The following is a 22,702-nucleotide window of genomic DNA, read 5'->3' as shown; positions in this document are numbered from 1 at the left end:
AGACGTGCAAACGAAAACGCCGGGCAATGCCCGGCGTTTTCATGTGTGCCGTATCAGGCCTTGCTCGAATGCCGCTGCTGACGCTCCATGTAGCGCTCGACGTAGGAGCACGACGGGATCACCGTGTAGCCCATCTGCTCGGCGTACTCCAGCGCCCTCTCGGTGAGTGCGGCGGCAATCCCGCGACCGCGCAGGGCGTTGGGGACGAAGGTGCGATAGATGTCCAGCGTCTGCTTGCCCAGGTCCATGTACGTCAGATAGGCCCGGTGACCGTCCACGGTGGTCTCGAACTGATGACCGGCCTGGTCATGGTGGATGGTCAGCGTTTCGCTCATCACTACTCCTCGCAGGTCTTGTCGGCAGACCCTTACCTTACCGATATGGTTTATCCGGCGGAGGAACCTCCAGGCTTTGCGCGAAAAGTGCCTGCGCGACGATCATGCTGCGTTGAAAACAGGCTCGGAATGCTCATTTACAACCCGTAAAGTCGAGCGCGACTCCGATCGTTCCTCGCCTGTTTTCGCCTTGCCTGATCGCCGCTCGGCGACTTTTCGCACAAAGCCTACGCCACCTGTTGCCCCTTCGACAGCAGCGCGACCGGGATCGTTCTGCATCGATGGCCCCCTCAAATAGTAGGCGGCACCAGCGAGAATGCTCAAGCTGTGCAGAATGAAAATGCTGACAGCCATCCGCCCGAGGCCCGGCAACAGCAACCGGATGTTCAAGGGCTAAGACGCCGGTCGACAGTTAAAGTCACCCTTAGTTCAACAAAAAAGTTCCTGTACTACAATCGCTTGCGAAGGCTGGCCAGGATTTTCACACTTTGTTTACAAACCCCGTCGCCGGGGCCGTCCACAGCATTTTTTTTGCAGTTCTTGCGCTCAGTCAGTTTACTTACTACAAGTAATGGGTACTATGTACGCCGGCCAGTTTCTCTTTTCCGAGAGATGGCTATTTAATAGAAAGTCCTTGAAGGGGAACACGATGAACAACGTTCTGAAATTCTCTGCTCTGGCTCTGGCCGCAGTTCTGGCTACCGGTTGCAGCAGCGTATCCAAAGAAACCGAAGCTCGCCTGACTGCTACCGAAGACGCAGCAGCTCGCGCCCAGGCTCGTGCAGACGAAGCCTACCGCAAAGCTGACGACGCTCTGGCAGCTGCTCAGAAGGCTCAGCAGACCGCTGACGAAGCCAACGAGCGCGCTCTGCGTATGCTGGACAAAGCCAGCCGCAAGTAATAATCCTCACGGATTGTTATGGAGCCGACCCACTTGTGGGTCGGCTTTTTTATTGCCTGCAAAAAAGCCAGGTGATGCCGCCCAAACAACTGGGGCCGCCTGGCGACCCACCCCGGGACAAGCCTACGCCTAAAGGCATGGCGTTTACCGTACCTGTAGGAGCGGGCTTGTCCCGCGATGGGCCGCAAGGCGGCCCCAAAGTGCCCCGCTAGTTGCCAGCGGGCAATCGCTTACTGCAGTTCTGGCGGAATGCTCGACACCATCGGCGCGCTTGCACCATTGGTTGGCACGGCGATCTCGACCGGCATGCCGTCTTCGGCCGCCACCACATCGCGAACCATGTCCCAGTTCATGCGCAAGTTGTTGGCCAGGTCTTCACGCTTGAGCAACGCATTGATGACCGCAGTGTGCTTGTCGACCACCGACGGATTGCCGTGGTCGTCCAGCGGTGTATGCGCCTCGAGATAGACCTTGCCGGCACTGATGCCGAACTTGTACGGCTCGTTGATGATGCGCACCGGGGTACCCACCGGAACCATCTTCGACAAGGTCAGCACATTGTTGTTGAGCATGCGGAAGCAACCGTGACTGGTGCGCATGCCGATGCCGAACTTCTTGTTCGAGCCGTGGATCAGGTAGCCCGGTACACCCAGGGTGAACTTGAACGGCCCCAGCGGATTGTCCGGCCCTGCTGGCACCACCGTCGGCAGGATGTCGCCATCGGCGGCGTGCTCGGCGCGAATCGAGGCTGGCGGGGTCCAGGTCGGGTTCGGCGTCTTGGCGGTGATCTTGGTGTTGGCGATCGGCGAACCCCAGCCCTCGCGACCAATGCCCAGCGGGAAGGTGTGCACCACGTTCTGCCCTTTCGGGTAGTAGTACAGGCGATATTCGGCCAGGTTGATGACGATGCCTTCACGCGGGCCCGGCGGCAGGATGTAGCGGGTCGGCAGGACGATTTCGGTACCGGCGCCCGGCAGCCAGGGGTCGACGCCCGGGTTGGCGGCTATCATCTCGAGGTAGCCGAGGTCGTTGGCGGTGCCGATGTCGGCGAAGGTGTCCTCGTACTTGGCCTTGATGGTATGGACCTGGCCGACGACGTCTTCACCGGGAGCTGGCAACGGCAGTTCCAGCGCAACAGCGGGGCCTGTCGCCAGCAGGGCGGCCAGGGTCAGGCTACGGGTGACGGCGGGAAAGCGCGGCAACATCCGGGAAATCCTTCGAAAGATCAGTCAAGACAACGATTGTACACCCGCGCCCAAACGAGCGGGAGGCGCAAGCGTTTCAGATGATGAAAGGCGCTCAGAGTTCCGGCCACACCGGGCGCATGCCGCGCCGCTGGGCATCGAGGATCGCCCGGCACAGCGGGCACAGGCGCTCGTCGCGGTAGATCGCCCGCTCCACACCCGACCAGCGCGGCTGCGCCGGGAGCAGGCCACCGCACAAGGTACGGTCGACCGGCACGCCCAGCTCGAGCTGGCGGGCGGCCAGGTGGATGCGCACTTCCTGGCAGGCAAACAGGTCGAGCTGCTCATCGGGCTCGATCAGTTGATAGGCGTACAGGGACCAGGCGGGGCGCGGCATCGGGGGCACTCGAAACGGGGGGCGCAACATTAGCCGAAAGCGGCCCCCGATAAAAGCGTCACAGCAAGGGTTTTATCGCCGGCCAGGCATTTTCCAGCAGGCGCTGCTGGGCGGTCGCAGCCGGGTGGATGCCATCGGCCTGCATCAGCTCCGGCACCCCACCCACGCCTTCGAGGAAGAACGGCACCAGCGGCACCTTTTTATCGGCGGCCAGCTGTTCATAGACCTGGGCGAATGCCGTGGTGTAGCGCACGCCATAGTTCGGCGGCAGGCGCATGCCCAGCAGCACCACCTTGGCACCGGCCTGGCGAGACTGATCGATCATCGCGGCAAGATTCTGTTGCAATTGTTGCGGCGGCTGGCCGCGCAGGCCATCGTTGCCTCCCAGCTCCAGCACCACCAGGTCCGGCTTGTGCGCCGCAAGCAGCGCCGGCAGCCGCGCCTGGCCACCTGCGCTGGTGTCGCCACTGATCGAGGCATTGACCACCTGGTCGTCGAACCCCTCTTTCTTCAACTGCTGTTGCAGCAGGTTGACCCACCCCTGGCGGGTATCCAGGCCAAAACCGGCGCTGATACTATCGCCGACAACCAGCAGCGTTCCCGCCGCCGCGCCCTGGGCCAGGCAACACAGGGCCAGGCCGGCACTCAACCACCACATTCGCATCGGATTCTCCATGGGCCCCAGCATTCTCGTTGCGCAGAACCTTAGCAAAGTGGTCCCCAGCGCGGAAGGCGACCTGACCATCCTCCACGCCCTCTCCCTCGACCTCGCCCAGGGCGACAGCCTGGCCATCGTCGGCGCCTCCGGCTCCGGCAAGTCCACGCTGCTGGGGCTGCTCGCCGGGCTCGACCGGCCCAGCGCCGGCAAGGTGATCCTCGCCGGCCACGACCTCGGCCTCCTCGACGAGGACCAGCGTGCCCGGGTGCGCGCCGAGCACGTGGGCTTCGTGTTCCAGTCGTTCCAGTTGCTCGACAGCCTCAACGCCCTGGAGAACGTCATGCTGCCGCTGGAGCTGGACGGTCGGCGCGATGCCCGCGAACACGCCCGCGACCTGCTCGAGCGGGTCGGCCTGGGCAAGCGCTTGAGCCATACCCCGCGCCAGCTCTCCGGCGGCGAGCAGCAGCGGGTGGCAATCGCCCGCGCCTTCGCCGCGCAGCCGGCGGTGCTGTTCGCCGACGAGCCCACCGGCAACCTCGACAGCCACACCGGCGAGCGCATCAGCGACCTGTTGTTCGAGCTGAACCAGGAGCGCGGCACCACCCTGGTGCTGGTGACCCACGACGAGCGCCTGGCCAAGCGCTGCCGTCGCCTGATCCGTCTGGATGCCGGTCGCCTGGTGGCGCCCCTGGAGCCCTGATGACCCGCCTATCGTTCCCGCGACTGTGTGTCCTGGCCCTGCGCCAGTTGCTGCGCGATGCCCGCGCCAGCGAAGTACGCGTGCTGTTCTTCGCCTTGCTGGTGGCGGTGGCGGCCAGTACCGCCATCGGCTACTTTGGCGCCCGCCTCAACGGCGCCATGCAGTTGCGCGCCAGCGAGTTCCTCGGCGCCGACCTGGTCCTGCAGGGCAGCGCCCCGCCCAGCGCGCAGCAGATCGCCGATGGCACGGCGCTGGGCCTGAGCCATGCGCGGGTGGTGGAATTCACCAGCGTGGTCGGCGCCGACAACGGCATCCAGCTGTCCAGCATCAAGGCCGCCGACCCCGCCTACCCCCTGCGCGGCCAGTTGCGCAGCGCGGCGGCGCCCTACGCAGAGGAAACACCTGGTGGCGGCCCCGCGCCGGGCGAAGCCTGGGTCGAGCCGCGCCTGCTCGCGGCGCTGGGCCTGGCCATCGGCGACAGCATCGACGTGGGCATGAAGACCCTGCGCATGAGCCGCGTGCTGACCTACGAGCCCGACCGCGCCAACAATTTCTACAGCCTGACGCCACGGGTGCTGATGAACCTCGCCGACCTCGACGCCACGGGGGTGATCCAGCCCGGCAGCCGGGTCAGCTACCGCGACCTGTGGCGCGGCGATATCGATGCCCTGCAACAGTACCGGCAGACAGCGGAACAAAGCCTGGCAGCCAATCAGCGCCTGCTCGACACCCGCGACGGCAACCGGCAGATCGGCGGCGCCCTGGGCAAGGCCGAGCGCTACCTGAACATGGCCAGCCTGGTGGCGGTGCTGCTGGCTGGCGTCGCCGTGGCCCTGTCGGCCAGCCGCTACGCCGCGCGGCGCCTGGACGCCAGCGCCCTGTTGCGCTGCCTGGGACTATCCCGGCACCAGGCCCTCGGCCTCTACAGCCTGCAACTGGCCATGCTCGGCGTCGTCGCAGCGCTGGCCGGCGCCCTGCTCGGCTGGCTGGCGCAGCTGGGGCTGTTCCGCCTGCTCGAAGGCTTGCTGCCCAGCCAGGTGCCACCCGGCGGACTCACCCCGGCGCTGGCCGGCATCGGCACCGGGCTGGTGGCCCTGGCCGGCTTCGCCCTGCCGCCGCTGGCGGCCCTTGGTCGCGTGCCGCCGCTGCGTGTGCTGCGCCGCGACCTGCTGCCGCTGCCACCGAGCAGCTGGCTGGTGTATGGCGCCGCCCTGCTCGCCCTGGGTCTGATCATGTGGCGCCTGAGCCTGGACCTGCTGCTGACCTTCGCCCTGCTCGGCGGCGGGCTGATCGCCGCCTTGCTGCTGGGTGGATTGCTGTTGCTCGGCCTGCGCAGCCTGCGCCGGTTGCTGGGCGGCGCACCGCTGGCCTGGCGCCTGGGGCTCGGGCAACTGCTACGCCACCCGCTGGCCGCCGCCGGCCAGGCCCTGGCCTTCGGCCTGATCCTCCTGGCGATGGGCCTGGTCGCCCTGCTGCGCGCGGAACTGCTCGACACCTGGCAGGCGCAGTTGCCCAAGGATGCGCCCAACCATTTCGCCCTGAACATCCTGCCCGACGAGCGCCAGCCGTTCACCGAGCGCCTGGCCCAGATCAACGCCAGCGCCGCACCGCTGTACCCGGTGATTCCCGGCCGCCTGACCCATATCAACGAGCAGCCGGTGCGCCAGCTGGTCAGCAAGGAGTCCACCGGCGAGCGCGCCATCCAGCGCGATCTCAGCCTGACCTGGGCCGCCGAACTGCCCCAGGGCAATGCCCTGAGCGCCGGCCAATGGTGGCAGCAGGCGCCCGCCGGTGATGAAGTCCCCGGGGTTTCCGTGGAAGCGGAGCTGGCGCAGAGCCTGCACCTGCAACTGGGCGACCTGCTGACCTTCGACATCGGCGGCCAGCAGCGCCAGGCCCGGGTCAGCAGCCTGCGCAGCGTGCACTGGGACAGCTTCCAGCCCAACTTCTACATGATCTTCCAGCCGGGCACCCTGCAAGGCCTGCCCACCACCTACCTCACCAGCTTCTACCTGGCGCCGGGCCACGACCAGGAGATCGTCGCCCTGTCCCGGGCCTTCCCGGCGGTGACCGTGCTGCAGGTCGACGCGCTGCTGGCGCAGCTGCGCAGCATCCTCGCCCAGGTCACCCTGGCGGTGGAGTATGTGCTGCTGTTCGTGCTGGCGGCGGGGCTGGCGGTGCTGTTTGCCGGCCTGCAGGCGACCCTCGACGAGCGCATCCGCCAGGGTGCCCTGCTGCGGGCGCTGGGGGCGGCGCGCCCGTTGCTGGTCAAGGCGCGGCGCATCGAGTTCGGCCTGCTCGGCGCGGTCAGCGGTGTGCTGGCGGCACTGGGGTGCGAGCTGATCACCTGGGCGCTGTACCGCTACGCCTTCGACCTGCACTGGGCACCGCATCCGTGGCTGCTCGCGCTGCCGCTGGCCGGGGCGGTGCTGGTGGGCGCAGCCGGGGTGATCGGCACGCGTCGCGCGCTCAATGCCAGCCCGTTGGCGGTGTTGCGCGAGGGGTGAATATTCGGAGGCTTACGCTTCCCCCTGTAGGAGCGGCCTCGCGCCGCGAAAGGGCTGCGTAGCGGCCCCAGCGATCGTTGCCTTGATGCTGATATCCCGGGGCCGCTTCGCAGCCCTTTCGCGGCGCAAGGCCGCTCCTACAGGAGTCGCCAGCTAGAGGTTGTAGCGGATGCTGTTCACATACCAGGTCGCCTCGCCCGTGGGCGTGTGCACCAGCACTTCGTCACCCTCCCCCTTCTTTAGCAGGGCCCGGGCCATTGGTGAGTCGATGGAGATGTAGTCGTTGCGCCCGTGGATCTCGTCATAGCCAACGATGCGAAAGCGCAGCTGCTCGCCGTCATCGTTCTCGATCTCCACCCAGGCACCGAAGAACACCTTGCCTTCCTGTTGAGGCGAGTACTCGACCACCTTGACGTCTTCCAGGCGCTTGCGCAGGTAGCGCACGCGGCGGTCGATCTCGCGCAGCAGCTTCTTGTTGTACTGGTAGTCGGCGTTCTCGCTGCGATCGCCCAGCGATGCCGCCCAGGTGACCTTCTGGGTGATTTCCGGGCGATAGACCCGCCACAGGTGGTCAAGCTCCTGCTTCAGCGCAGCATGGCCTTCAATGGTGATGATGTTGGTGCTCAACGACTGTCTCCTCAGTGCATCCGCAGCGGGCGACAGGCGCCCACCGGGAGACCGAGCTTAGCGAAAAAAGGCTGGACGCGACACGCCGCTCAACGGCGGGTGATCAACCCCTGGCGGGCAATGCGGGTGAGCTGGCCGATGACCTCGGCGGCCTCTTCTGCTGCGGGCGCCTGGATCACAGCCAGGTCGAAGCGGTCGTTGCCGTACTGGTCGAGCTGTTCACAGCTGTCGGAGAACTGGATGAGGAAGGCACAGGCCTGGCCCTTGCGTCGGGAAAAGCCATCGAGATTGCGCAAAAGCGTGGGTTGATGCTGGCCGCCGAGCAGGATGCGCGGGGTACGGGAAGCCTGGTTCTTGGCCAGGGGGGTCAAGCAGACACTGGTACGTGGGCAACTCATGGAGTCTCTCTCCGCCTCGCTGTTCCCGCTGGGCAGCGGTGGGAGGCGTCACCGAACCAGCGCTTTAGCGGTATTTCGGATGACCCGTCGGGGCCTCTCCTGCGCCCCGCAAGTAGCTGTTTAAATCGGCGCAATCGGTATGCTAGAGGCAGACGCATGAAGTTACAAGCGCTTGTGCAAAAGCAATCGCGGGGCCAGCCCGCTCCCACAAGCTTCGTGGGAGCGGGCTGGCCCCGCGATTGACGATCAGCGTGCGATCAGGCGGTCCAGCGACAGGCGACCGGCACCCTCGATCAGCACCGCCACGGTACCGGCCATCAGCGCCAGGGCGAACTCGTAGCCGTTGTTGGACATGAACAGCCCGTTGCCGATATGCACCGAGAAGATCGCCACCACCAGGGTCACGCTCAGTGCCAGCGCCGCCGGGCGGGCCAGCAGGCCGACCACCAGGGCCAGGCCGCCGAAGAACTCGGCGCTGCCGGACAGCAGGGCCATCAGGTAGCCTGGGGCCAGGCCGATGCTTTCCATCCACTGGCCGGTGCCTTCCAGGCCGTAGCCACCGAACAGGCCGAACAGTTTCTGCGCGCCATGGGCCATGAAGATGATGCCGACCAGGATACGCACGACGCTCAGGCCATAACCGGCGCGGGTGGTGAACAGGGCATTGAGGGAGTGATTCATGTTTGCTTCCTTGTTTGAGCAGGTGTGTGTTGGATGAGCGCCATCTTAATCAAATCATCGAATAAGAAAATCGCAATAATCGCGTAAATTCTATCGAGTAATTAGATTTATCTAGCGCTTCGCCACACGCTCCAGGGAAGCCCGCTCTCGGTTGAACGCGAGGAAGTACTTGTTGACGCTGTTGACGAAGTTCACCGGCCCCATGCCCACCTGCTCCATGGCGATGCGCTCGGTCTGGAAGAACCACTGGTTGCCATTGAGCCCACGCCGCCGTGCTTCGGCACGCATGGCCTGGACCCGCTCCGGCCCGAGGTTGTAGGCGGCCAGGATGAAGGCCATGCGCTCGCGCTCGTTGAGCTGCGGGCTGGCGAAGAACTTGCGGCGGATCAGTGCCAAATAACGGGCGCTGGCCTGGACATTGCCGTCCACCGTGGCGGTGTTGCTCACCCCCACCCGCTGGGCCGCCGACGGGGTGATCTGCATCAGCCCGTGGGCGCCACCGGTGCCGCGTGCCTTGGGGTCGAGGGTCGACTCCTTGAACGCCAGGGCGGCCAGATTCAGCCAGTCGAACTGCTGATCGCCACCGTGCTTCTGCAGCACCGGGCGCACCGACTCCAGGCGCTGGCGATCCTGTCGAGCCAGCGGGTTGTGCACCCGGTACTGGCGCCGGTAGATGCGTTCGAAGGCCGCGTCCTGGTTGTCCGGCGCGCGGTAGGTGGCGAGAAAGCGATCCACCGCCGCCTGCAGCATCGGCGCGTCCTGGCGCACATACCAGCGCATGGCCTGGGGCGGGGCCAGCTGCAGCTTGCTGTCCACCCGCAGGCGCGGCATCACCCGCGCCCAGCGCTGGGCGATCGGCCGCTCCACCACGGTCAACGGGTAGATGCCGGCCTGGACCATCTCCAGCACATCCTCCACCGCCAGCGTCGGGTCGACCCATTCCACCTTGATCGGTGCCCGCTTGCGCAGGGCCAGCTGCTGGTTGATCGCCTGGATCGCCGCGCCCGCGGCACTGGCGGTGGTCAGGGCGACGGTGCGCCCGGACAACTGCTCGGGGCGGCTGTAGCCGCGCTCGCCCTTGCGCCCGACCAGTTGCAGCGGCACCTGGTCGACCACCGGGGCACTGACGCCAACTCCGCGCACCACGCTCGGGTCGAGCAGCTCGCCGGGGGCGGCAAGATCGCCCTCGCCGCGCTGCAATGCCGCAAGCAGCTGCTCCTTGGCGCGGGGGATGATCTTCAGGGTGATTTCCTGGCCGTCGGCGACCCGGGCATTGAGGGCATGCTCCAGGGCGCGCAAGCGGTAGTACTCGACCCCTACCGGCTCACCCTTGACCTCGCCGGAGCTGTTGCGGCTCTGGTTGACCAGCACCCGCAGCACCTTGCTCGAACGGATCTGCGCCAGGTCACGCGCCTGGCTGGCCGGCACATGCTGTTGCGGCCCGGCTTCGCCGGCAGCGGCCGGCACGGCGGCCAGCGGCCCGGACAGCAACAGGCAAGTCAAAAAGGTTCGCAACATGGGGATAAGGGTCCGAGAGCGGTTGGCGGGCACCATGTGCTGTGATCGATCCGTGATAAATGACCGCAACAGACCACGGCAAACGTTTGAAGTTCTTGGTTTTTTCTCGATATCCCGGTTTTTGCTATGCTGGCCGCCCCGCGGCACGAGGTAGCACCATGCAACTGATCGATATCGGCGTCAACCTGACCAACAGCAGTTTCCACGACCAGCAGGCCGCCATCGTCGAGCGCGCCGTGGAGGCCGGCGTGGCACAGATGGTCCTTACCGGCACCAGCCTGGACGTCAGCACCGAGGCCCTGGAACTGTGCCAGCGCCTGGACGAACCTGGCCAGCGCCTGTTCAGCACCGCCGGGGTGCACCCTCACGACGCCAGCCACTGGAGCAGCGGCAGCGAACGCCAGCTGCGCGAACTGCTCGCCCAGCCACGGGTGGTGGCCGTGGGCGAATGCGGCCTGGACTTCAATCGCGACTTTTCCCCGCGTCCGGCCCAGGAAAAAGCCCTGGAAGCGCAGTTGGCACTGGCGGTCGAACTGCGCCTGCCGGTGTTCCTCCACGAGCGAGAGGCCAGCGAGCGCCTGCTGGCAATCCTCAAGGACTACCGCGACCAGTTGCCCGCCGCCGTGGTGCACTGCTTCACCGGCGAGCGCCAGGCGCTGTTCGCCTACCTCGACCTGGACCTGCACATCGGCATCACCGGCTGGATCTGCGACGAGCGCCGCGGCACCCACCTGCATCCCCTGGTCGGCAACATCCCCGAGGGCCGCCTGATGCTCGAAAGCGACGCGCCCTACCTGCTGCCCCGCAGCCTGCGGCCCAAGCCGAAGAACGGCCGCAACGAGCCGGCCTTCCTGCCCGAGGTGCTGCGCGAGGTGGCCCTGCACCGCCATGAAACCGCAGCGCACACCGCCGCCCACACCAGCGCCTGCGCCCGCGCGTTCTTTGGCCTGCCTGGGGTTTCTTGACGCATATCAACAAGGCCCCTGGCCTTGGCGGGCACAATGATGGCACCTTGCCAATAATGTTTCCGCCAACTCAGAGAAGACCTACCATGGGTGCCTGGCTTAGCAACGTTTCCCTCAAATACAAGTTCTGGGCCGTCAATGCCGTGGCCTTCGTCACCACCCTGATGCTGGTGCTCTACGCGGTGTACCTGGAGCAGCAGGCCCGCGCCAGCGGTGCGCAGGCGCAAGCCCAGGCCCAGGCCGAACTGCTGGCGGCCTGGCCCGCCGGGCAGGCCCTGCCCGCCCAGGCCAACCTGATCACCTGGCGCAATGGCCAGACACCACAGTTCGCCGGCGAACCCCTCGAAGCCCTGCGCGACGGCCAGGGCTGGGTCGAGCTGCCCGGTGCCTGGATCCTCGGCGACAACCCGCTGCGCGGCGCCCAGGTGCTGCGCCGGGGGGATCAGCAGCTTGCGTTGATCGCCCAGTCGCCGAGCCTGCGCCAGGTCTATTTCGACCGCTTCAGCAACTACGCCGTGTGCGTACTGATCCTGATGCTGGCGATGCTCTGCGCCTCGCAGTTGTTGATCCGTTTCCTGCTCAGCCAGCTCAACACCCTCAAGGACGTGATGCTGCACGTGGAGAAGACCGGCGACCTCTCGGCCCGGGTGCCACTGGCCTGCGGCGACGAAGTCGGGCAGATGGCCGGCGCGTTCAACGCCATGCAGACCACCTACCACCGCGTGGTCAGCACCGTGGCGCGCACCGCCGCGCAGCTGGACTCCGGTGCCGCGCGCCTGGCCGGCAGCATGGACGAGGTGCGCCACGGCATGATCGGCCAGCAGAGCGAGACCGACCAGGCGGCCACCGCGATCAACGAGATGACCGCCACCGTCCACCACATCGCCCAGCATGCCGGCGCCACCCGCGACCTGTCGCAGACCGCCGACACCCTGGCCGGCAGCGGCCAGGCCGTGGTCAGCCGCGTGCAGGACTCGATTGCCGGGCTCTCCAGCGGCGTGCAGCAGACCGCCGAGATGATCCGCCAGCTGGCCGATGACAGCCAGAAGATCAACGGTGTGGTCGGGGTCATCCACAGCATCGCCGAACAGACCAACCTGCTCGCCCTCAACGCCGCCATCGAGGCGGCCCGGGCCGGCGACCTGGGCCGCGGCTTCGCCGTGGTCGCCGATGAGGTGCGCAACCTGGCCAAGCGCGTGCAGACCTCCACCGACGAGATCACCACCATGGTTGCCGACCTGCAGGCCGGTACCCGCGACGCGGTGGATTTCATGCAGGAAAGCTCGTACAAGGCCGACGATTGCGTCAAGCAGGCCCGCGAAGCCGGCGAGGCCCTCGCCGAAATCACCAGCGCCGTGGCGCAGATGCGCGAAAGCAACACCCAGATCGCCGTGGCCGCCGAGCAGCAGAGCCAGGTGGCCGAGGAGATGAACCGCGCCGTGGTCAGTATCCGCGACGTGACCGAGGAGACCGTGCAGCAGACCGTGGGCTCGGCCACCACCAGCAGTGAACTGGCGACCCTCGCCGGCGAGCTGAACAAGGCGATCGGCCAGCTAAAGCTGTGACCCGCGCCGGCTATGGCCACCATAGCCAGCCTCGATTGGCCCCCGCCCGGGGGCCGCACTAAGCTTTGGACAGGCCCCAGAGGATCTGTCCATGAGCAAGCGACTGCCCAACCTGCCCGCCTGGCAATGGCGCGGCTACCACCATAACCATCGCCACCCCGCCAACCTGGTGCTGCACCTGATCGCCGTGCCGCTGTTCATCCTTGGCGCGCTGCTGGTGCTGTCGGGGCTGTTCGGGCTGGACCTGTCGCAGATCGCCGTGGGCATCATCGCCCTGGTGGCCGGGCTGGGTCTGCAACGCCAGGGGCACCGCCTGGAAGCCGAGCAGCCCGAGCCGTTCAGTGGCCGCAAGGACGCCGTGCAACGCCTGCTCACCGAGCAGTTCATCACCTTCCCGCGCTTCGTGCTGAGCGGTGCCTGGTGGCGGGCCTGGCGCGAGCGACACAAGCATCGCCACTGACTGAAAGACATCGCGGGGCAAGCCCGCTCCCACGCTTGAACTCTGTACCCTGCGCGCCAGGCTAGGCGATCTCCCACAAGCGCCACAGGGCGGCGTGGGAGCGGGCTTGCCCCGCGATTGGCTTGACGAAGATGGCTCAGGCGAACACAGTCACCGTCTGCCGGCTCAACGCCAGCAACTCGCCCTCTGCCGTCCACAACGCCGCGGCCGCATGCCCATAGCCATCACGGGCATACTCGGTCTCGACCACATAGCGGCACCAGTCGAGGGTCGACAGCTGCGGCGTGGGCTGCACGAACTCGATGGTCCAGGTCAGCGTGCTGCCAGCGGCGGGCTGCTTGAGATACGGCAGCAGGCTGGGCGGCCAGGCATCGACCAATGCCAGCAGGTGCGCCACCCCGACCGGCTCCTCGGCGGCATCGCGCAGGCGCACCCAACCACCCATATGGCGCGAGTCGTTGCCACTGAACGGCAGGCCGCCCACCGCCCAGCGAAACGCCACGTGCTGCATGAACTGCGGTGTAATGCCCTTGATAAAGGGCAACTCCGGCGCTGCCTCCTGCAGCGGCTTCATCGGCATCGCGGTGGGCGCGTCGACCGCCACCACGGAAGGGCGACCGGCACCGAAGCTGCCCTGCACCAGCGTCACCACCTGGCCATCCTGCACGGCGCGCCCCAGCAAGGTGCTGACCGCCTTGCCCTCGCGCAGCACCTCGACCTCCAGACTGATCGGCACATCCGGCGCCGCCGGGCCGACGAAGGTGATGGCCAGCGAACGCACCGGGCGGTCGTCGCCCAGCTTCTGGCGCATCGCTTCGTGCACCATCGCCGCCATCAGGCCGCCGAACACCGCGCGCCCCTGGGCCCAGCCGGCGGGCACGCTGATTGCCTCGGGGTGCGCGCGGGCGGCTGCCAGCAATTCTGTGAAGTTCATGTGCCAGGGCTCCTGCGCCAAAAAAACCGATAGTAACCAGCGATCACGCCAGCCACAGCCCGCATATCGGTCATTTGCCGGGACTAACGGCGCGCCAGGGCCTTTTGCAGTGCTTCGAGGGTGAGGTCGGAGCGTGCCTCGGCGGCATGCAGCTCATGCTCCCAGGCCACCTTGCAGCCGAGCAGGTCGCTGTGCTCGCGCACCTGCAGCAACCACTGCACGCGGTCGTGCCAGTCGCCCAGGTCGCCCTGGGCCGCCTTGAGCAGGCGCTGCAGCTTGTTGCCGGCGTGTTCGAGTTGCGGGTAGGCCTGGTCGCCATAGCGCACCCGCTTGATCAGCAGGCGCAGGCGGTGGCGGTCGTGGGCAGGATCCGCCAGGGCCGTCTGCAGCTTGTGCCATTGCTTGTGCAGGCGCTTGTCGATGCGCTGCTCCAGCTTCGCCGCCAGCCCTTCACGGCCGGCGGCACGCAGGAACATCGGAAACGCATCGAGAATCGCCAGCACGCGGTTGAGCTGGGCGCTGGCCGCAACACCGGCATAGGTGCGCGCCCTGCCCTCCTGGCGCCGCTCGCCTGCCTGTATGTGCCCGCGATGAGTCAACTGCGCCGCCAGCACCTCGCGGTCTCGCAGCGGCGTAGTCAGGGTGCCCAACGCTCCGGCCGACTGTTCGAGCTGCTCGACGCCCGGCAGGCCACGCAACGGCCGCAGCAGGCTGCGCAGACGCCGCAAGGTGATGCGCAGGTCGTGCAACGCCTCGCGGTCGGTGTCGGCGGCCAGGCGCTCGCGGCAAGCCAGCAGGCGCACCTGCAGGGCAAGGATCTGGCCGACCACATGATCGAGCATGGCGGACATGGGCAGCTCCTCGGTCAACGCCCGGCGCGGGATTCACGAATATAGAAACGGGCCTTCTCGGCCTTGCGGGTACAGCCCTCGAAGCCTTCGAACTGCTGCTGGGTCTTGGCGCCGGTCAACAACGACAGCGCCTTGGAGTAACTCACGGTGCCGGCAAAGCCTTCGGCCTTGGCCAGGTCCAGTTCCTTCCAGGCGGCATCGAGCTGGGTCGCGCAACTGTCGCGATAGGCCGTCTTGCCCGCGCAGCCGGCCAGGGCCAGGGCAATCAGAGGAAGGGTGATCCAGGCTTTCATCGGTAATACCTCGAGGGTGAAAAACTAAGGTGGCCGTTCGACGGCAAAGCAAACGAAAAGTGCCCTGCTCAGCGTAGTCCAGCGCGGACTACATTGAAGCACAGGTGGTAATGGGTGCATTGTTGGACCATGGTGGCACAGCGGCGGGGGAAAAGGTCATGGGCAAACGCGTGGCATTGGTGCTGGGCTCCGGTGGTGCCCGGGGATACGCGCACATCGGCGTGATCGAGGAAATCGAACGACGCGGCTATGAGATCGGCTGCATCGCCGGCTGCTCGATGGGCGCGGTGATCGGCGGCATCTACGCCGCCGGCAAACTCGACGAATACCGCAGCTGGATCGAGAGCCTGGACTACCTCGACGTGCTGCGCCTGGTGGACGTCAGCTTCCGCCTGGGGGCGATCCGTGGCGACAAGGTGTTCGGGCAGATCCGCAAGATCGTTGGCGAAATCAACATCGAGCAATTGCGCATCCCCTACACGGCGGTCGCCACCGACCTGACCAACCAGCAGGAGATCTGGTTCCAGGAGGGCTGCCTGCACCAGGCCATGCGCGCCTCGGCGGCCATTCCCAGCCTGTTCACCCCGGTGGTGCAAGGCAACCGCACACTGGTCGATGGCGGCATCCTCAACCCGCTGCCGATCGTGCCGGTGGTGTCCAGCCACTGTGACCTGATCATCGCCGTCAACCTCAACGCCACCAACCAGAAGCAATACCAACTGCCGGTGATCGAGCGCCCGGCGGCATTCAAGATGCGCTTCGATGCCTTGATCAGTTCGCTCGGCTCGCGCCTGCCGTTTCGCCGCAAGCCGGCCGAACAGCTGATCCGCCTGGAGCAGGAAATCACCGCCGAGGGGCTGGCCAGCCCCAACCCGTGGCTCGCTGAAAGCGCCGCCCCCGAGGGCCAGCAGCCGGCGGCCGCGCCGCAGAGCGAGGGGGCGCCGAAATCGGCCACCGGGTCGTTCATCGTCGACAACGTCGGCCCCGCGTCCCTGCTCGACCTGATCAACCAGAGCTTCGAGGTGATGCAGACGTCATTGGCCCAGTACAAGATCGCCGGCTACCCGCCGGACATACTGATCAACGTGCCCAAGCGCGTGTGCCGGTTCTTCGAGTTCTACAAGGCGCCGGAGCTGATCGCCCTGGGGCGGGAGGTTGCGCGGGATACGCTGGACAATCATGAGGGGGTTCGGCGGTAGCTACGCGCGCGATCCCTGTAGGAGCGGCCTTGTGCCGCGAAAGGGCTGCGCAGCAGCCCCGGCGATTGCAGCGTCAACGCTGAAATCCTGGGGCCGCTTCGCGCCCCTTTCGCGGCACAAGGCCGCTCCTACAGAGGGAGAGAGAAGAGGCAGCAGAGCGTTCCGAACATCGGAAACGAAACAGGCCGCATACGCGGCCTGTTTCGTGATCAGCGCACCACTCAGTAGCGCGTGATGTCGGCACTGCCTTCAAGCAGCTTGCGATAGGCCGCGAAGTCCTGCGAACCGGCACGCGAAGCGAGGTAGCGACGGATCTGCGCTTTCTCTTCGTCGGTGGCGGCGGCGCCTTCGTTGACGCCCTTGAGCTGAAGGACCACCAGGCTGCCGTCGCCCAGGACCACGCTGCCGTAGACCGGCTTGTCCTTGGCCGCAGGCTTGCCGAGGCGGAACACCGCCTGCAGCTCGGCCGGGTCGATACCGTCCTGGCCGCGGGTGACCGCTTCGTGGACTTTCCAGCCCTGGCCTTCGGCCTTGGCCGAACCCTCACGCAGACCGGCGATCAGCTTGTCGGCCTTGGCCTTGAGTTCGGCAATCGCCTTCTCCTTGGCCAGGTGCTCGCTGATGTTCTTGGCCACGGCCTCCAGCGGCAGTTGCTCAGGCTTGCGGTGTTCCTTGACGCGCAGTACCACCACGGTCTCCGGATCCAGCTCGATGGCGTTGCTGTTGGCGCCCTCTTCCAGCACCTGCTCGCCGAACGCGGCCTGGATCACCGCGCGGTTGGCGGTGATGCCTTCGCCGCCCTCGCGACCGAAGGCCGCCGAAGTGTGCACCTTCAGGCCCAGGTCCTGGGCCGGCTGGGCCAGGTCGGAGGCTTCGAAGGCGGTGTCCTCGAGCTGCTTGGTGGCCTCGACGAAGCGCTGCTCCACCTGCTGGGTCTTCAGCTCGTGGGTCAGCTTGTCCTTCAGGCTGGCGAAGCTCGGCACATCCGGCGCCTGCACGCCCAGCAGCTTGATCAGGTGGTAGCCGAACTCGGTGCGTACCGGTGCGGACACCTGATCCGTGTTCAGCTTGTACAGCGCGTCCTCGAAGGCCGGGTCGTACACGCCAGGGCCGGCGAAGCCGAGGTCGCCACCGGTGTTGGCCGAACCCGGATCCTGGGAGAATTCCTTGGCCAGCTTGGCGAAGTCCTCACCCTTGTCCAGGCGCTGCTGGATCTCTTCGATGCGGGCCTTGGCCTTGGCATCGTCGGTCTTGTCGTTGACCTCGATCAGGATGTGCGCGGCATGGCGCTGCTCGCCCAGGTTGGCGATCTCCTTCTCGTACAGGGCCTTGAGCTCGCCGTCGTCGACCTTGACCTGGTCGAAGAAGGCCGACTTCTTCAGCTCGAGGTAGTCGATGACCACCTGATCCGGGGTCATGAATTCCTTGGCGTGCTGGTCGTAGTGCGCCTTGACCTCGTCATCGCTCACCTTGACCGCGGCCGGGTCGGCCTTGAAGGTCTGTGAAGCGAAATCGCGGGTCTGCTTCTCGAGGCGGGCGAAGGCCTCGACCTGCTTGTCGGTGACGAAGCTGCTGCCGGCAAGGCCGGTGCGCAGCTGGCCGATCAGCATTTCCTGGGCGAGCATCTCGCGGAACTGCATGCGGCCGTAGCCCATCTGGCGGATGACCGAGTCGAAGCGCTCGGCGCTGAACTTGCCATCGACCTGGAATTCAGGCGTCTGCAGGATCAGCTGATCCAGCGCGGCCTCGGAAAAAGCGAACTTGGCGTCTTCGGCACCCTGCAACAGCAGCTTGCGATCGATCAGCCCCTTGAGCGCTGCTTCGCGCAGCATCTTCTCGTCCAGCAGCGCAGGGTCGAAATCCTTGCCCAGCTGTTGCATCAGCTGGCGGCGCTGCATGTCCACGGCCTGGCTCAGCTCGTTCTGGCTGATGGTCTGGCCGTTCACCTTGGCGGCGTCCTGGCTATGGCTGGCGGCCTGGAAAATGGCCTCGAAGCCGGTCAACGCCATCAACACGACGATTAGGCCGATGATGGTCTTGGCAATCCAACCTTGTGAATTGTCCCTGATATTCTGCAGCATGCGTCCCCCAGAAACGGCTGTACCACTGCGTCGACAACCGCGGAGCGTGGGTAGAATCCTGATAGAAGAAAGGCGCATCCAGTGGATGCGCCTTTTCGAAGCGAGCGTGCCAGCGGGAACGTTTGCGACCCGCCGTCACGCGGTCGGCCCTGACGATGCCGGGCCGGCTGAAAGACGACTTAGTTGACGGCGTCTTTCAGGCCCTTGCCAGCCTTGAAGCCTGGAACCTTGGCGGCAGCGATCTTGATCGCCTTGCCGGTTTGCGGGTTGCGGCCGGTGCGCTCGGCGCGCTCCTTGACCGAGAAGGTACCGAAGCCAACCAGTACCACATCGTCACCTTGCTTCAGGGCGCCGGTGACGGATTCGATGACTGCGTCCAGCGCACGGCCGGCTACAGCTTTCGGGATGTCAGCAGATGCGGCGATAGCGTCAATCAGTTCCGACTTGTTCACTCTAAGTCCCCTTATTTCTCTATTGAGTTTGTTTCTAAGTATGTAATGAAAAGCTTAATGAAACGAGCGCTGGGTGGCCTGTTGACACTGGCGTGCCGTTTTATAGCAAGGGGCCGAAAATGCTGTCAACCAAAGCCCCCCAGCGAAATACGTACTAGTGCGTGCTGATTCTTTCCTTAGCATCGCCGTCGCGCTTCTCATCTTTCGCGACAATCTCCGGAGCCACATCTGGCAAGGGCTCCGGGGCGTATTGCAGCGCAATTTGGAGGACTTCGTCAATCCATTTGACCGGTTTGATCTGAAGATCCTGTTTGATATTTTCCGGAATCTCCTTCAGATCGCGAACATTCTCCTCTGGAATGATCACCGTCTTGATCCCGCCGCGGTGTGCCGCCAGCAGTTTTTCCTTGAGGCCACCGATGGCCAGGACCTGGCCGCGCAAGGTGATCTCACCGGTCATCGCCACGTCGGCGCGTACCGGGATCTGGGTCAGGGCCGACACCAGCGCGGTGCACATGCCGATACCGGCGCTCGGGCCATCCTTGGGCGTGGCGCCTTCGGGCATGTGGATGTGAACGTCGCGCTTCTCGTGGAAGTCTGCGGCGATCCCCAGGCTCTGGGCACGGCTGCGCACCACCGTCTGCGCGGCGGTGATCGACTCGACCATGACGTCGCCGAGCGAGCCGGTCTTGATCAACTGGCCCTTGCCCGGGATGACCACGGCCTCGATGGTCAGCAGTTCGCCGCCCACCTGGGTCCAGGCCAGGCCCGTGACCTGGCCGATCTGGTCCTGCTGCTCGGCCAGGCCGTAGCGGAACTTGCGCACCCCCAGCAGCTGCTCGAGCTGCTCGCCGCTGACCTTGACCTTCACCTGCTTGGCCCCGGTGTGCTCCTTGACCACCTTGCGGCAGACCTTGGCGATCTGGCGCTCCAGGCCACGCACGCCGGCTTCGCGGGTGTAGTAGCGGATGATATCGCGGATGGCCGAAACATCGACCTCCAGCTCGTCCTTCTTCAGGCCGTTGGCCTTGACCTGCTTGGGCACCAGGTACTTGACCGCGATGTTGATCTTCTCGTCCTCGGTGTAACCCGGCAGACGGATGACTTCCATGCGGTCGAGCAGCGCCGGCGGGATGTTCATCGAGTTCGAGGTGCACAGGAACATCACGTCCGAGAGGTCGTAGTCGACTTCCAGGTAGTGGTCGTTGAAGTTGTGGTTCTGCTCGGGGTCGAGCACCTCCAGCAACGCCGAGGCCGGATCGCCGCGCATGTCGCTGCCCATCTTGTCGATCTCGTCGAGCAGGAACAGCGGATTGCGTACACCGACCTTGGTCATTTTCTGAATCAGACGACCGGGCATCGAACCGATGTAGGTGCGACGGTGGCCACGGATCTCAGCCTCGTCACGCACGCCGCCCAGGGCCATGCGCACGAACTTGCGGTTGGTGGCGGCGGCGATCGACTCGGCCAGCGAGGTCTTGCCCACGCCGGGCGGGCCGACCAGGCACAGCACCGGACCACGGATCTTCTTCACGCGCTTCTGTACGGCGAGGTACTCGAGGATGCGTTCCTTGACCTCTTCCAGGCCGTAGTGGTCGGCATCGAGGATTTCCTCGGCCTTGGCCAGGTCCAGGCGCACCTTGCTCTGGGCCTTCCACGGCACCTGCACCAGCCAGTCGAGGTACGAACGCACCACGGTGGCCTCGGCCGACATCGGCGACATCTGCTTGAGCTTGTTCAGCTCGGCCTGGGCCTTGGCCAGGGCGTCTTTCGGCAGGCCGGCGGCGTCGATGCGCTTTTTCAGCTCCTCGACTTCGTTGTGGCCTTCGTCGCCATCGCCGAGCTCCTTCTGAATGGCCTTCATCTGCTCATTCAGGTAGTACTCGCGCTGACTGCGCTCCATCTGCTTCTTGACCCGGCCACGGATACGCTTCTCGACCTGCAGCAGGTCGATCTCGGCGTCCAGCAGCGCCAGCACGTGCTCGACGCGGGCCTGCAGGTCGACAATCTCGAGGATCTCCTGCTTCTGCTCGATCTTCAGCGCCATGTGCGCGGCCATGGTGTCGACCAGGCGACCCGGCTCCTCGATGCTGTTGAGCGAGGACAACACTTCGGCGGGGACCTTCTTGCCCAGCTGCACGTACTGCTCGAACTGCGACAGCAAGGTCCGCACGAACACTTCGGACTCGCGCTCGGCGGTCTCGGTTTCGTCGATCAGGCTGACTTCGGCGCGGATATGGCCGTCGACTTCGTTGAAACGCTCCACGGCGCCGCGCTGCTCACCCTCGACCAGCACCTTGACGGTGCCATCGGGCAGCTTGAGCAGTTGCAGCACGGTGGCGACGGTGCCCACGCGATACAGGGCGTCTTCGCCCGGATCATCGTCGGCCGGATTCTTCTGGGCCAGCAGGAGGATCTGCTTCTCGCCCGTCATCGCGGCCTCGAGGGCCTCGATAGACTTCTCACGCCCCACGAACAGTGGGATGACCATGTGCGGATAGACGACGACGTCACGCAATGGCAAAAGAGGCAAGTCGAGGGTGGTCTTCATGATTTCGCCTCTACAGCGGCCTTAGTGGCCGGAAACCGTTGGAAATGGTGCTTGGGGCTAATGTGGGGGCAGCCCTGGGAAATTACAAGCGCCCAGGCCATGAAATGCAAAAAGGGGCCTGAAAGGCCCCTTCTTGCTTGCTGCCCCTTGCCCGATCAGGCGTCGGGGGCGGCCTTGGCTTGCGGCTCGCTGTTCTCGTAGATGAGCAGCGGCTGCGACGAGCCTTCGATGACGCTCTCGTCGATCACCACCTTACTGACATCCTTCTGCGAAGGAATCTCATACATGGTGTCGAGCAGCACGCCCTCGAGAATCGAACGCAGGCCGCGGGCGCCAGTCTTGCGCTCCAGAGCCTTGCGTGCCACGGCCTTGAGCGCATCGCTGCGGAACTCGAGGTCGACGTCTTCCATCTCGAACAGCCTGGCGTACTGCTTGGTCAGCGCGTTCTTCGGCTCGGTGAGGATCTGCATCAGCGCAGCCTCGTCCAGCTCGTCCAGGGTCGCCAGCACCGGCAAGCGGCCGACAAACTCCGGAATCAGGCCGAACTTGACCAGATCGTCCGGCTCGACCTCACGCAGCGACTCGCCGACCTTCTTGCCCTCTTCCTTGCTGCGCACTTCGGCACTGAAGCCGATGCCGCCTTTGGTCGAGCGGTTCTGGATGACCTTTTCCAGGCCCGAGAAGGCGCCACCGCAAATGAACAGGATATTGCGGGTATCGACCTGCAGGAACTCCTGTTGCGGGTGCTTGCGGCCCCCTTGCGGCGGCACGGAGGCCACGGTGCCTTCGATCAGCTTCAGCAACGCCTGCTGCACGCCCTCGCCCGAGACATCACGGGTGATGGACGGGTTGTCCGACTTGCGCGAGATCTTGTCGATCTCGTCGATGTAGACAATGCCCATCTGGGCCTTTTCCACGTCGTAGTCGCACTTCTGCAGCAGTTTCTGAATGATGTTCTCGACGTCCTCACCGACATAACCGGCTTCGGTCAGGGTGGTGGCGTCGGCAATGGTGAACGGTACGTTCAGCAGGCGCGCGAGCGTCTCGGCGAGCAGCGTCTTGCCCGAGCCGGTCGGCCCGATCAGCAGGATGTTGCTTTTGCCCAGTTCGACTTCGTCGCCCTTCTTGTCACGCTGGTTCAGGCGCTTGTAGTGGTTGTACACCGCTACTGCCAGCACCTTTTTCGCGCGCTCCTGACCAATGACGTACTGGTCCAGGATTCCGCTGATTTCTTTCGGCGAGGGTAACTTGTGCGCGTTGCTCTCGGCCTGGGCTTCCTGCACCTCCTCACGGATGATGTCATTGCACAGGTCGACGCACTCGTCGCAAATAAATACCGAGGGGCCGGCAATCAATTTACGCACTTCATGCTGGCTTTTGCCGCAGAAAGAGCAGTAGAGCAATTTGCCGTTGTCCTCGCCGTTACGGGTGTCAGTCATTCGATC

23 protein-coding genes are annotated in these 22,702 nt (G+C 65.3%); 7 read left to right on the top strand and 16 right to left on the bottom strand.

What is annotated here, in order from left to right; genetic code table 11:
- Positions 1 to 53: 53 nt before the first annotated feature.
- Positions 54 to 335: a GNAT family N-acetyltransferase gene (locus tag PRtIB026_RS12350; RefSeq protein WP_203647366.1), complete on the bottom strand. Its 282-nt coding sequence runs from the start codon at positions 333 to 335 to the stop codon at positions 54 to 56.
- A gap of 102 nt (positions 336 to 437) precedes the next feature.
- On the bottom strand, positions 438 to 725 hold the full coding sequence (locus PRtIB026_RS12345) for a hypothetical protein (protein WP_203647367.1): 288 nt from the start codon (positions 723 to 725) through the stop codon (positions 438 to 440).
- A 259-nt stretch (positions 726 to 984) separates the two neighbouring features.
- Here PRtIB026_RS12345 and oprI point away from each other — a divergent pair, with 259 nt between their 5' ends.
- Complete coding sequence (gene oprI / locus PRtIB026_RS12340; RefSeq protein ID WP_003259780.1) at positions 985 to 1,236, top strand: outer membrane lipoprotei OprI; 252 nt, start codon at positions 985 to 987, stop codon at positions 1,234 to 1,236.
- A gap of 230 nt (positions 1,237 to 1,466) precedes the next feature.
- Here oprI and PRtIB026_RS12335 read toward each other — a convergent pair whose 3' ends face one another.
- The 3 genes from PRtIB026_RS12335 to PRtIB026_RS12325 form a co-directional block, all read right to left on the bottom strand.
- Positions 1,467 to 2,441, bottom strand: a complete 975-nt coding sequence (locus PRtIB026_RS12335) for a L,D-transpeptidase family protein (protein WP_203647368.1) — start codon at positions 2,439 to 2,441, stop codon at positions 1,467 to 1,469.
- A 94-nt stretch (positions 2,442 to 2,535) separates the two neighbouring features.
- Positions 2,536 to 2,817, bottom strand: coding sequence for a hypothetical protein (locus PRtIB026_RS12330; RefSeq protein ID WP_028692618.1), 282 nt, complete (start codon positions 2,815 to 2,817; stop codon positions 2,536 to 2,538).
- Positions 2,818 to 2,875: 58 nt separating this feature from the next.
- Positions 2,876 to 3,481 carry an arylesterase gene (locus PRtIB026_RS12325; protein WP_203647369.1) on the bottom strand — a complete coding sequence of 202 codons (606 nt, stop codon included), beginning with the start codon at positions 3,479 to 3,481 and terminating at the stop codon, positions 2,876 to 2,878.
- Between the two features lie 10 nt (positions 3,482 to 3,491).
- Between PRtIB026_RS12325 and PRtIB026_RS12320 the strand changes: the two genes are divergently transcribed.
- Both PRtIB026_RS12320 and PRtIB026_RS12315 read left to right on the top strand, forming a co-directional pair.
- Positions 3,492 to 4,175, top strand: a complete 684-nt coding sequence (locus PRtIB026_RS12320) for an ABC transporter ATP-binding protein (protein WP_203647370.1) — start codon at positions 3,492 to 3,494, stop codon at positions 4,173 to 4,175.
- On the top strand, positions 4,175 to 6,682 hold the full coding sequence (locus PRtIB026_RS12315) for an ABC transporter permease (protein ID WP_203647371.1): 2,508 nt from the start codon (positions 4,175 to 4,177) through the stop codon (positions 6,680 to 6,682). The genes PRtIB026_RS12320 and PRtIB026_RS12315 overlap by 1 nt, the downstream gene beginning before the upstream one ends.
- 153 nt (positions 6,683 to 6,835) lie before the next feature.
- On the opposite strand, the gene greB is transcribed toward PRtIB026_RS12315, so the two are convergent.
- From greB to PRtIB026_RS12295, 4 genes are all read right to left on the bottom strand, one after another.
- Positions 6,836 to 7,309 (bottom strand): transcription elongation factor GreB, encoded by a 474-nt coding sequence (gene greB, locus PRtIB026_RS12310; RefSeq protein ID WP_203647372.1) that lies wholly within the window; start codon positions 7,307 to 7,309, stop codon positions 6,836 to 6,838.
- Positions 7,310 to 7,398: 89 nt separating this feature from the next.
- A complete protein-coding gene (locus PRtIB026_RS12305) occupies positions 7,399 to 7,707 on the bottom strand; it encodes a hypothetical protein (RefSeq protein WP_050705060.1) in 309 nt (102 codons plus the stop codon).
- A 246-nt stretch (positions 7,708 to 7,953) separates the two neighbouring features.
- The gene (locus PRtIB026_RS12300) at positions 7,954 to 8,388 is read right to left on the bottom strand and encodes a DoxX family protein (protein ID WP_203647373.1); all 435 of its coding nucleotides are present in this window, start codon (positions 8,386 to 8,388) and stop codon (positions 7,954 to 7,956) included.
- A gap of 111 nt (positions 8,389 to 8,499) precedes the next feature.
- A complete protein-coding gene (locus PRtIB026_RS12295) occupies positions 8,500 to 9,906 on the bottom strand; it encodes a transglycosylase SLT domain-containing protein (RefSeq protein ID WP_203647374.1) in 1,407 nt (468 codons plus the stop codon).
- A 158-nt stretch (positions 9,907 to 10,064) separates the two neighbouring features.
- On the opposite strand from PRtIB026_RS12295, the gene PRtIB026_RS12290 reads away from it, so the two are divergent.
- The 3 genes from PRtIB026_RS12290 (at position 10,065) to PRtIB026_RS12280 (ending at position 12,896) form a co-directional block, all read left to right on the top strand.
- Complete coding sequence (locus PRtIB026_RS12290; protein WP_203647375.1) at positions 10,065 to 10,871, top strand: TatD family hydrolase; 807 nt, start codon at positions 10,065 to 10,067, stop codon at positions 10,869 to 10,871.
- Between the two features lie 86 nt (positions 10,872 to 10,957).
- A complete protein-coding gene (locus PRtIB026_RS12285; protein ID WP_203647376.1) occupies positions 10,958 to 12,436 on the top strand; it encodes a methyl-accepting chemotaxis protein in 1,479 nt (492 codons plus the stop codon).
- A 91-nt stretch (positions 12,437 to 12,527) separates the two neighbouring features.
- Positions 12,528 to 12,896, top strand: coding sequence for an Mpo1-like protein (locus tag PRtIB026_RS12280; protein WP_203647377.1), 369 nt, complete (start codon positions 12,528 to 12,530; stop codon positions 12,894 to 12,896).
- A 136-nt stretch (positions 12,897 to 13,032) separates the two neighbouring features.
- Here the strand turns inward: PRtIB026_RS12280 and PRtIB026_RS12275 are convergent, their stop codons facing one another.
- The 3 genes from PRtIB026_RS12275 to PRtIB026_RS12265 form a co-directional block, all read right to left on the bottom strand.
- The gene (locus tag PRtIB026_RS12275; RefSeq protein ID WP_203647378.1) at positions 13,033 to 13,830 is read right to left on the bottom strand and encodes an acyl-CoA thioesterase; all 798 of its coding nucleotides are present in this window, start codon (positions 13,828 to 13,830) and stop codon (positions 13,033 to 13,035) included.
- Between the two features lie 83 nt (positions 13,831 to 13,913).
- The gene (locus PRtIB026_RS12270; protein WP_203647379.1) at positions 13,914 to 14,681 is read right to left on the bottom strand and encodes a CHAD domain-containing protein; all 768 of its coding nucleotides are present in this window, start codon (positions 14,679 to 14,681) and stop codon (positions 13,914 to 13,916) included.
- Between the two features lie 14 nt (positions 14,682 to 14,695).
- The gene (locus tag PRtIB026_RS12265; RefSeq protein WP_046854892.1) at positions 14,696 to 14,974 is read right to left on the bottom strand and encodes a hypothetical protein; all 279 of its coding nucleotides are present in this window, start codon (positions 14,972 to 14,974) and stop codon (positions 14,696 to 14,698) included.
- Between the two features lie 158 nt (positions 14,975 to 15,132).
- Between PRtIB026_RS12265 and PRtIB026_RS12260 the strand changes: the two genes are divergently transcribed.
- The gene (locus PRtIB026_RS12260) at positions 15,133 to 16,173 is read left to right on the top strand and encodes a patatin-like phospholipase family protein (RefSeq protein WP_203647380.1); all 1,041 of its coding nucleotides are present in this window, start codon (positions 15,133 to 15,135) and stop codon (positions 16,171 to 16,173) included.
- 221 nt (positions 16,174 to 16,394) lie between these two features.
- Here the strand turns inward: PRtIB026_RS12260 and PRtIB026_RS12255 are convergent, their stop codons facing one another.
- From PRtIB026_RS12255 to clpX, 4 genes are all read right to left on the bottom strand, one after another.
- Positions 16,395 to 18,254, bottom strand: coding sequence for a SurA N-terminal domain-containing protein (locus PRtIB026_RS12255; RefSeq protein ID WP_203647381.1), 1,860 nt, complete (start codon positions 18,252 to 18,254; stop codon positions 16,395 to 16,397).
- A gap of 179 nt (positions 18,255 to 18,433) precedes the next feature.
- A complete protein-coding gene (gene hupB, locus PRtIB026_RS12250; RefSeq protein WP_011533117.1) occupies positions 18,434 to 18,706 on the bottom strand; it encodes a nucleoid-associated protein HU-beta in 273 nt (90 codons plus the stop codon).
- 154 nt (positions 18,707 to 18,860) lie between these two features.
- Complete coding sequence (gene lon, locus PRtIB026_RS12245; RefSeq protein ID WP_203647382.1) at positions 18,861 to 21,257, bottom strand: endopeptidase La; 2,397 nt, start codon at positions 21,255 to 21,257, stop codon at positions 18,861 to 18,863.
- Positions 21,258 to 21,412: 155 nt separating this feature from the next.
- Entirely contained in the window at positions 21,413 to 22,696 is a 1,284-nt protein-coding gene (gene clpX, locus PRtIB026_RS12240; protein WP_050705049.1) for an ATP-dependent Clp protease ATP-binding subunit ClpX, read from the bottom strand.
- Positions 22,697 to 22,702: the final 6 nt, after the last annotated feature.

Source organism: Pseudomonas sp. RtIB026 (assembly GCF_016861355.2).
In the GTDB taxonomy this organism is placed as follows: Bacteria; Pseudomonadota; Gammaproteobacteria; order Pseudomonadales; family Pseudomonadaceae; genus Aquipseudomonas; species Aquipseudomonas peradeniyensis.
This window is presented reverse-complemented; position numbering and strand designations above follow the sequence as displayed.

What these genes read in the sequence shown, in the direction of transcription:
- PRtIB026_RS12350 (WP_203647366.1), bottom strand. Translation starts at nt 335, where the DNA reads ATGAGCGAAACGCTGACCATCCACCATGACCAGGCCGGTCATCAGTTC.
- oprI (WP_003259780.1), top strand. Translation starts at nt 985, where the DNA reads ATGAACAACGTTCTGAAATTCTCTGCTCTGGCTCTGGCCGCAGTTCTG.
- PRtIB026_RS12335 (WP_203647368.1), bottom strand. Translation starts at nt 2,441, where the DNA reads ATGTTGCCGCGCTTTCCCGCCGTCACCCGTAGCCTGACCCTGGCCGCC.
- PRtIB026_RS12330 (WP_028692618.1), bottom strand. Translation starts at nt 2,817, where the DNA reads ATGCCGCGCCCCGCCTGGTCCCTGTACGCCTATCAACTGATCGAGCCC.
- PRtIB026_RS12325 (WP_203647369.1), bottom strand. Translation starts at nt 3,481, where the DNA reads ATGCGAATGTGGTGGTTGAGTGCCGGCCTGGCCCTGTGTTGCCTGGCC.
- PRtIB026_RS12320 (WP_203647370.1), top strand. Translation starts at nt 3,492, where the DNA reads ATGGGCCCCAGCATTCTCGTTGCGCAGAACCTTAGCAAAGTGGTCCCC.
- PRtIB026_RS12315 (WP_203647371.1), top strand. Translation starts at nt 4,175, where the DNA reads ATGACCCGCCTATCGTTCCCGCGACTGTGTGTCCTGGCCCTGCGCCAG.
- PRtIB026_RS12305 (WP_050705060.1), bottom strand. Translation starts at nt 7,707, where the DNA reads ATGAGTTGCCCACGTACCAGTGTCTGCTTGACCCCCCTGGCCAAGAAC.
- PRtIB026_RS12300 (WP_203647373.1), bottom strand. Translation starts at nt 8,388, where the DNA reads ATGAATCACTCCCTCAATGCCCTGTTCACCACCCGCGCCGGTTATGGC.
- PRtIB026_RS12295 (WP_203647374.1), bottom strand. Translation starts at nt 9,906, where the DNA reads ATGTTGCGAACCTTTTTGACTTGCCTGTTGCTGTCCGGGCCGCTGGCC.
- PRtIB026_RS12290 (WP_203647375.1), top strand. Translation starts at nt 10,065, where the DNA reads ATGCAACTGATCGATATCGGCGTCAACCTGACCAACAGCAGTTTCCAC.
- PRtIB026_RS12285 (WP_203647376.1), top strand. Translation starts at nt 10,958, where the DNA reads ATGGGTGCCTGGCTTAGCAACGTTTCCCTCAAATACAAGTTCTGGGCC.
- PRtIB026_RS12280 (WP_203647377.1), top strand. Translation starts at nt 12,528, where the DNA reads ATGAGCAAGCGACTGCCCAACCTGCCCGCCTGGCAATGGCGCGGCTAC.
- PRtIB026_RS12275 (WP_203647378.1), bottom strand. Translation starts at nt 13,830, where the DNA reads ATGAACTTCACAGAATTGCTGGCAGCCGCCCGCGCGCACCCCGAGGCA.
- PRtIB026_RS12270 (WP_203647379.1), bottom strand. Translation starts at nt 14,681, where the DNA reads ATGTCCGCCATGCTCGATCATGTGGTCGGCCAGATCCTTGCCCTGCAG.
- PRtIB026_RS12265 (WP_046854892.1), bottom strand. Translation starts at nt 14,974, where the DNA reads ATGAAAGCCTGGATCACCCTTCCTCTGATTGCCCTGGCCCTGGCCGGC.
- PRtIB026_RS12260 (WP_203647380.1), top strand. Translation starts at nt 15,133, where the DNA reads ATGGGCAAACGCGTGGCATTGGTGCTGGGCTCCGGTGGTGCCCGGGGA.
- PRtIB026_RS12255 (WP_203647381.1), bottom strand. Translation starts at nt 18,254, where the DNA reads ATGCTGCAGAATATCAGGGACAATTCACAAGGTTGGATTGCCAAGACC.
- lon (WP_203647382.1), bottom strand. Translation starts at nt 21,257, where the DNA reads ATGAAGACCACCCTCGACTTGCCTCTTTTGCCATTGCGTGACGTCGTC.
- clpX (WP_050705049.1), bottom strand. Translation starts at nt 22,696, where the DNA reads ATGACTGACACCCGTAACGGCGAGGACAACGGCAAATTGCTCTACTGC.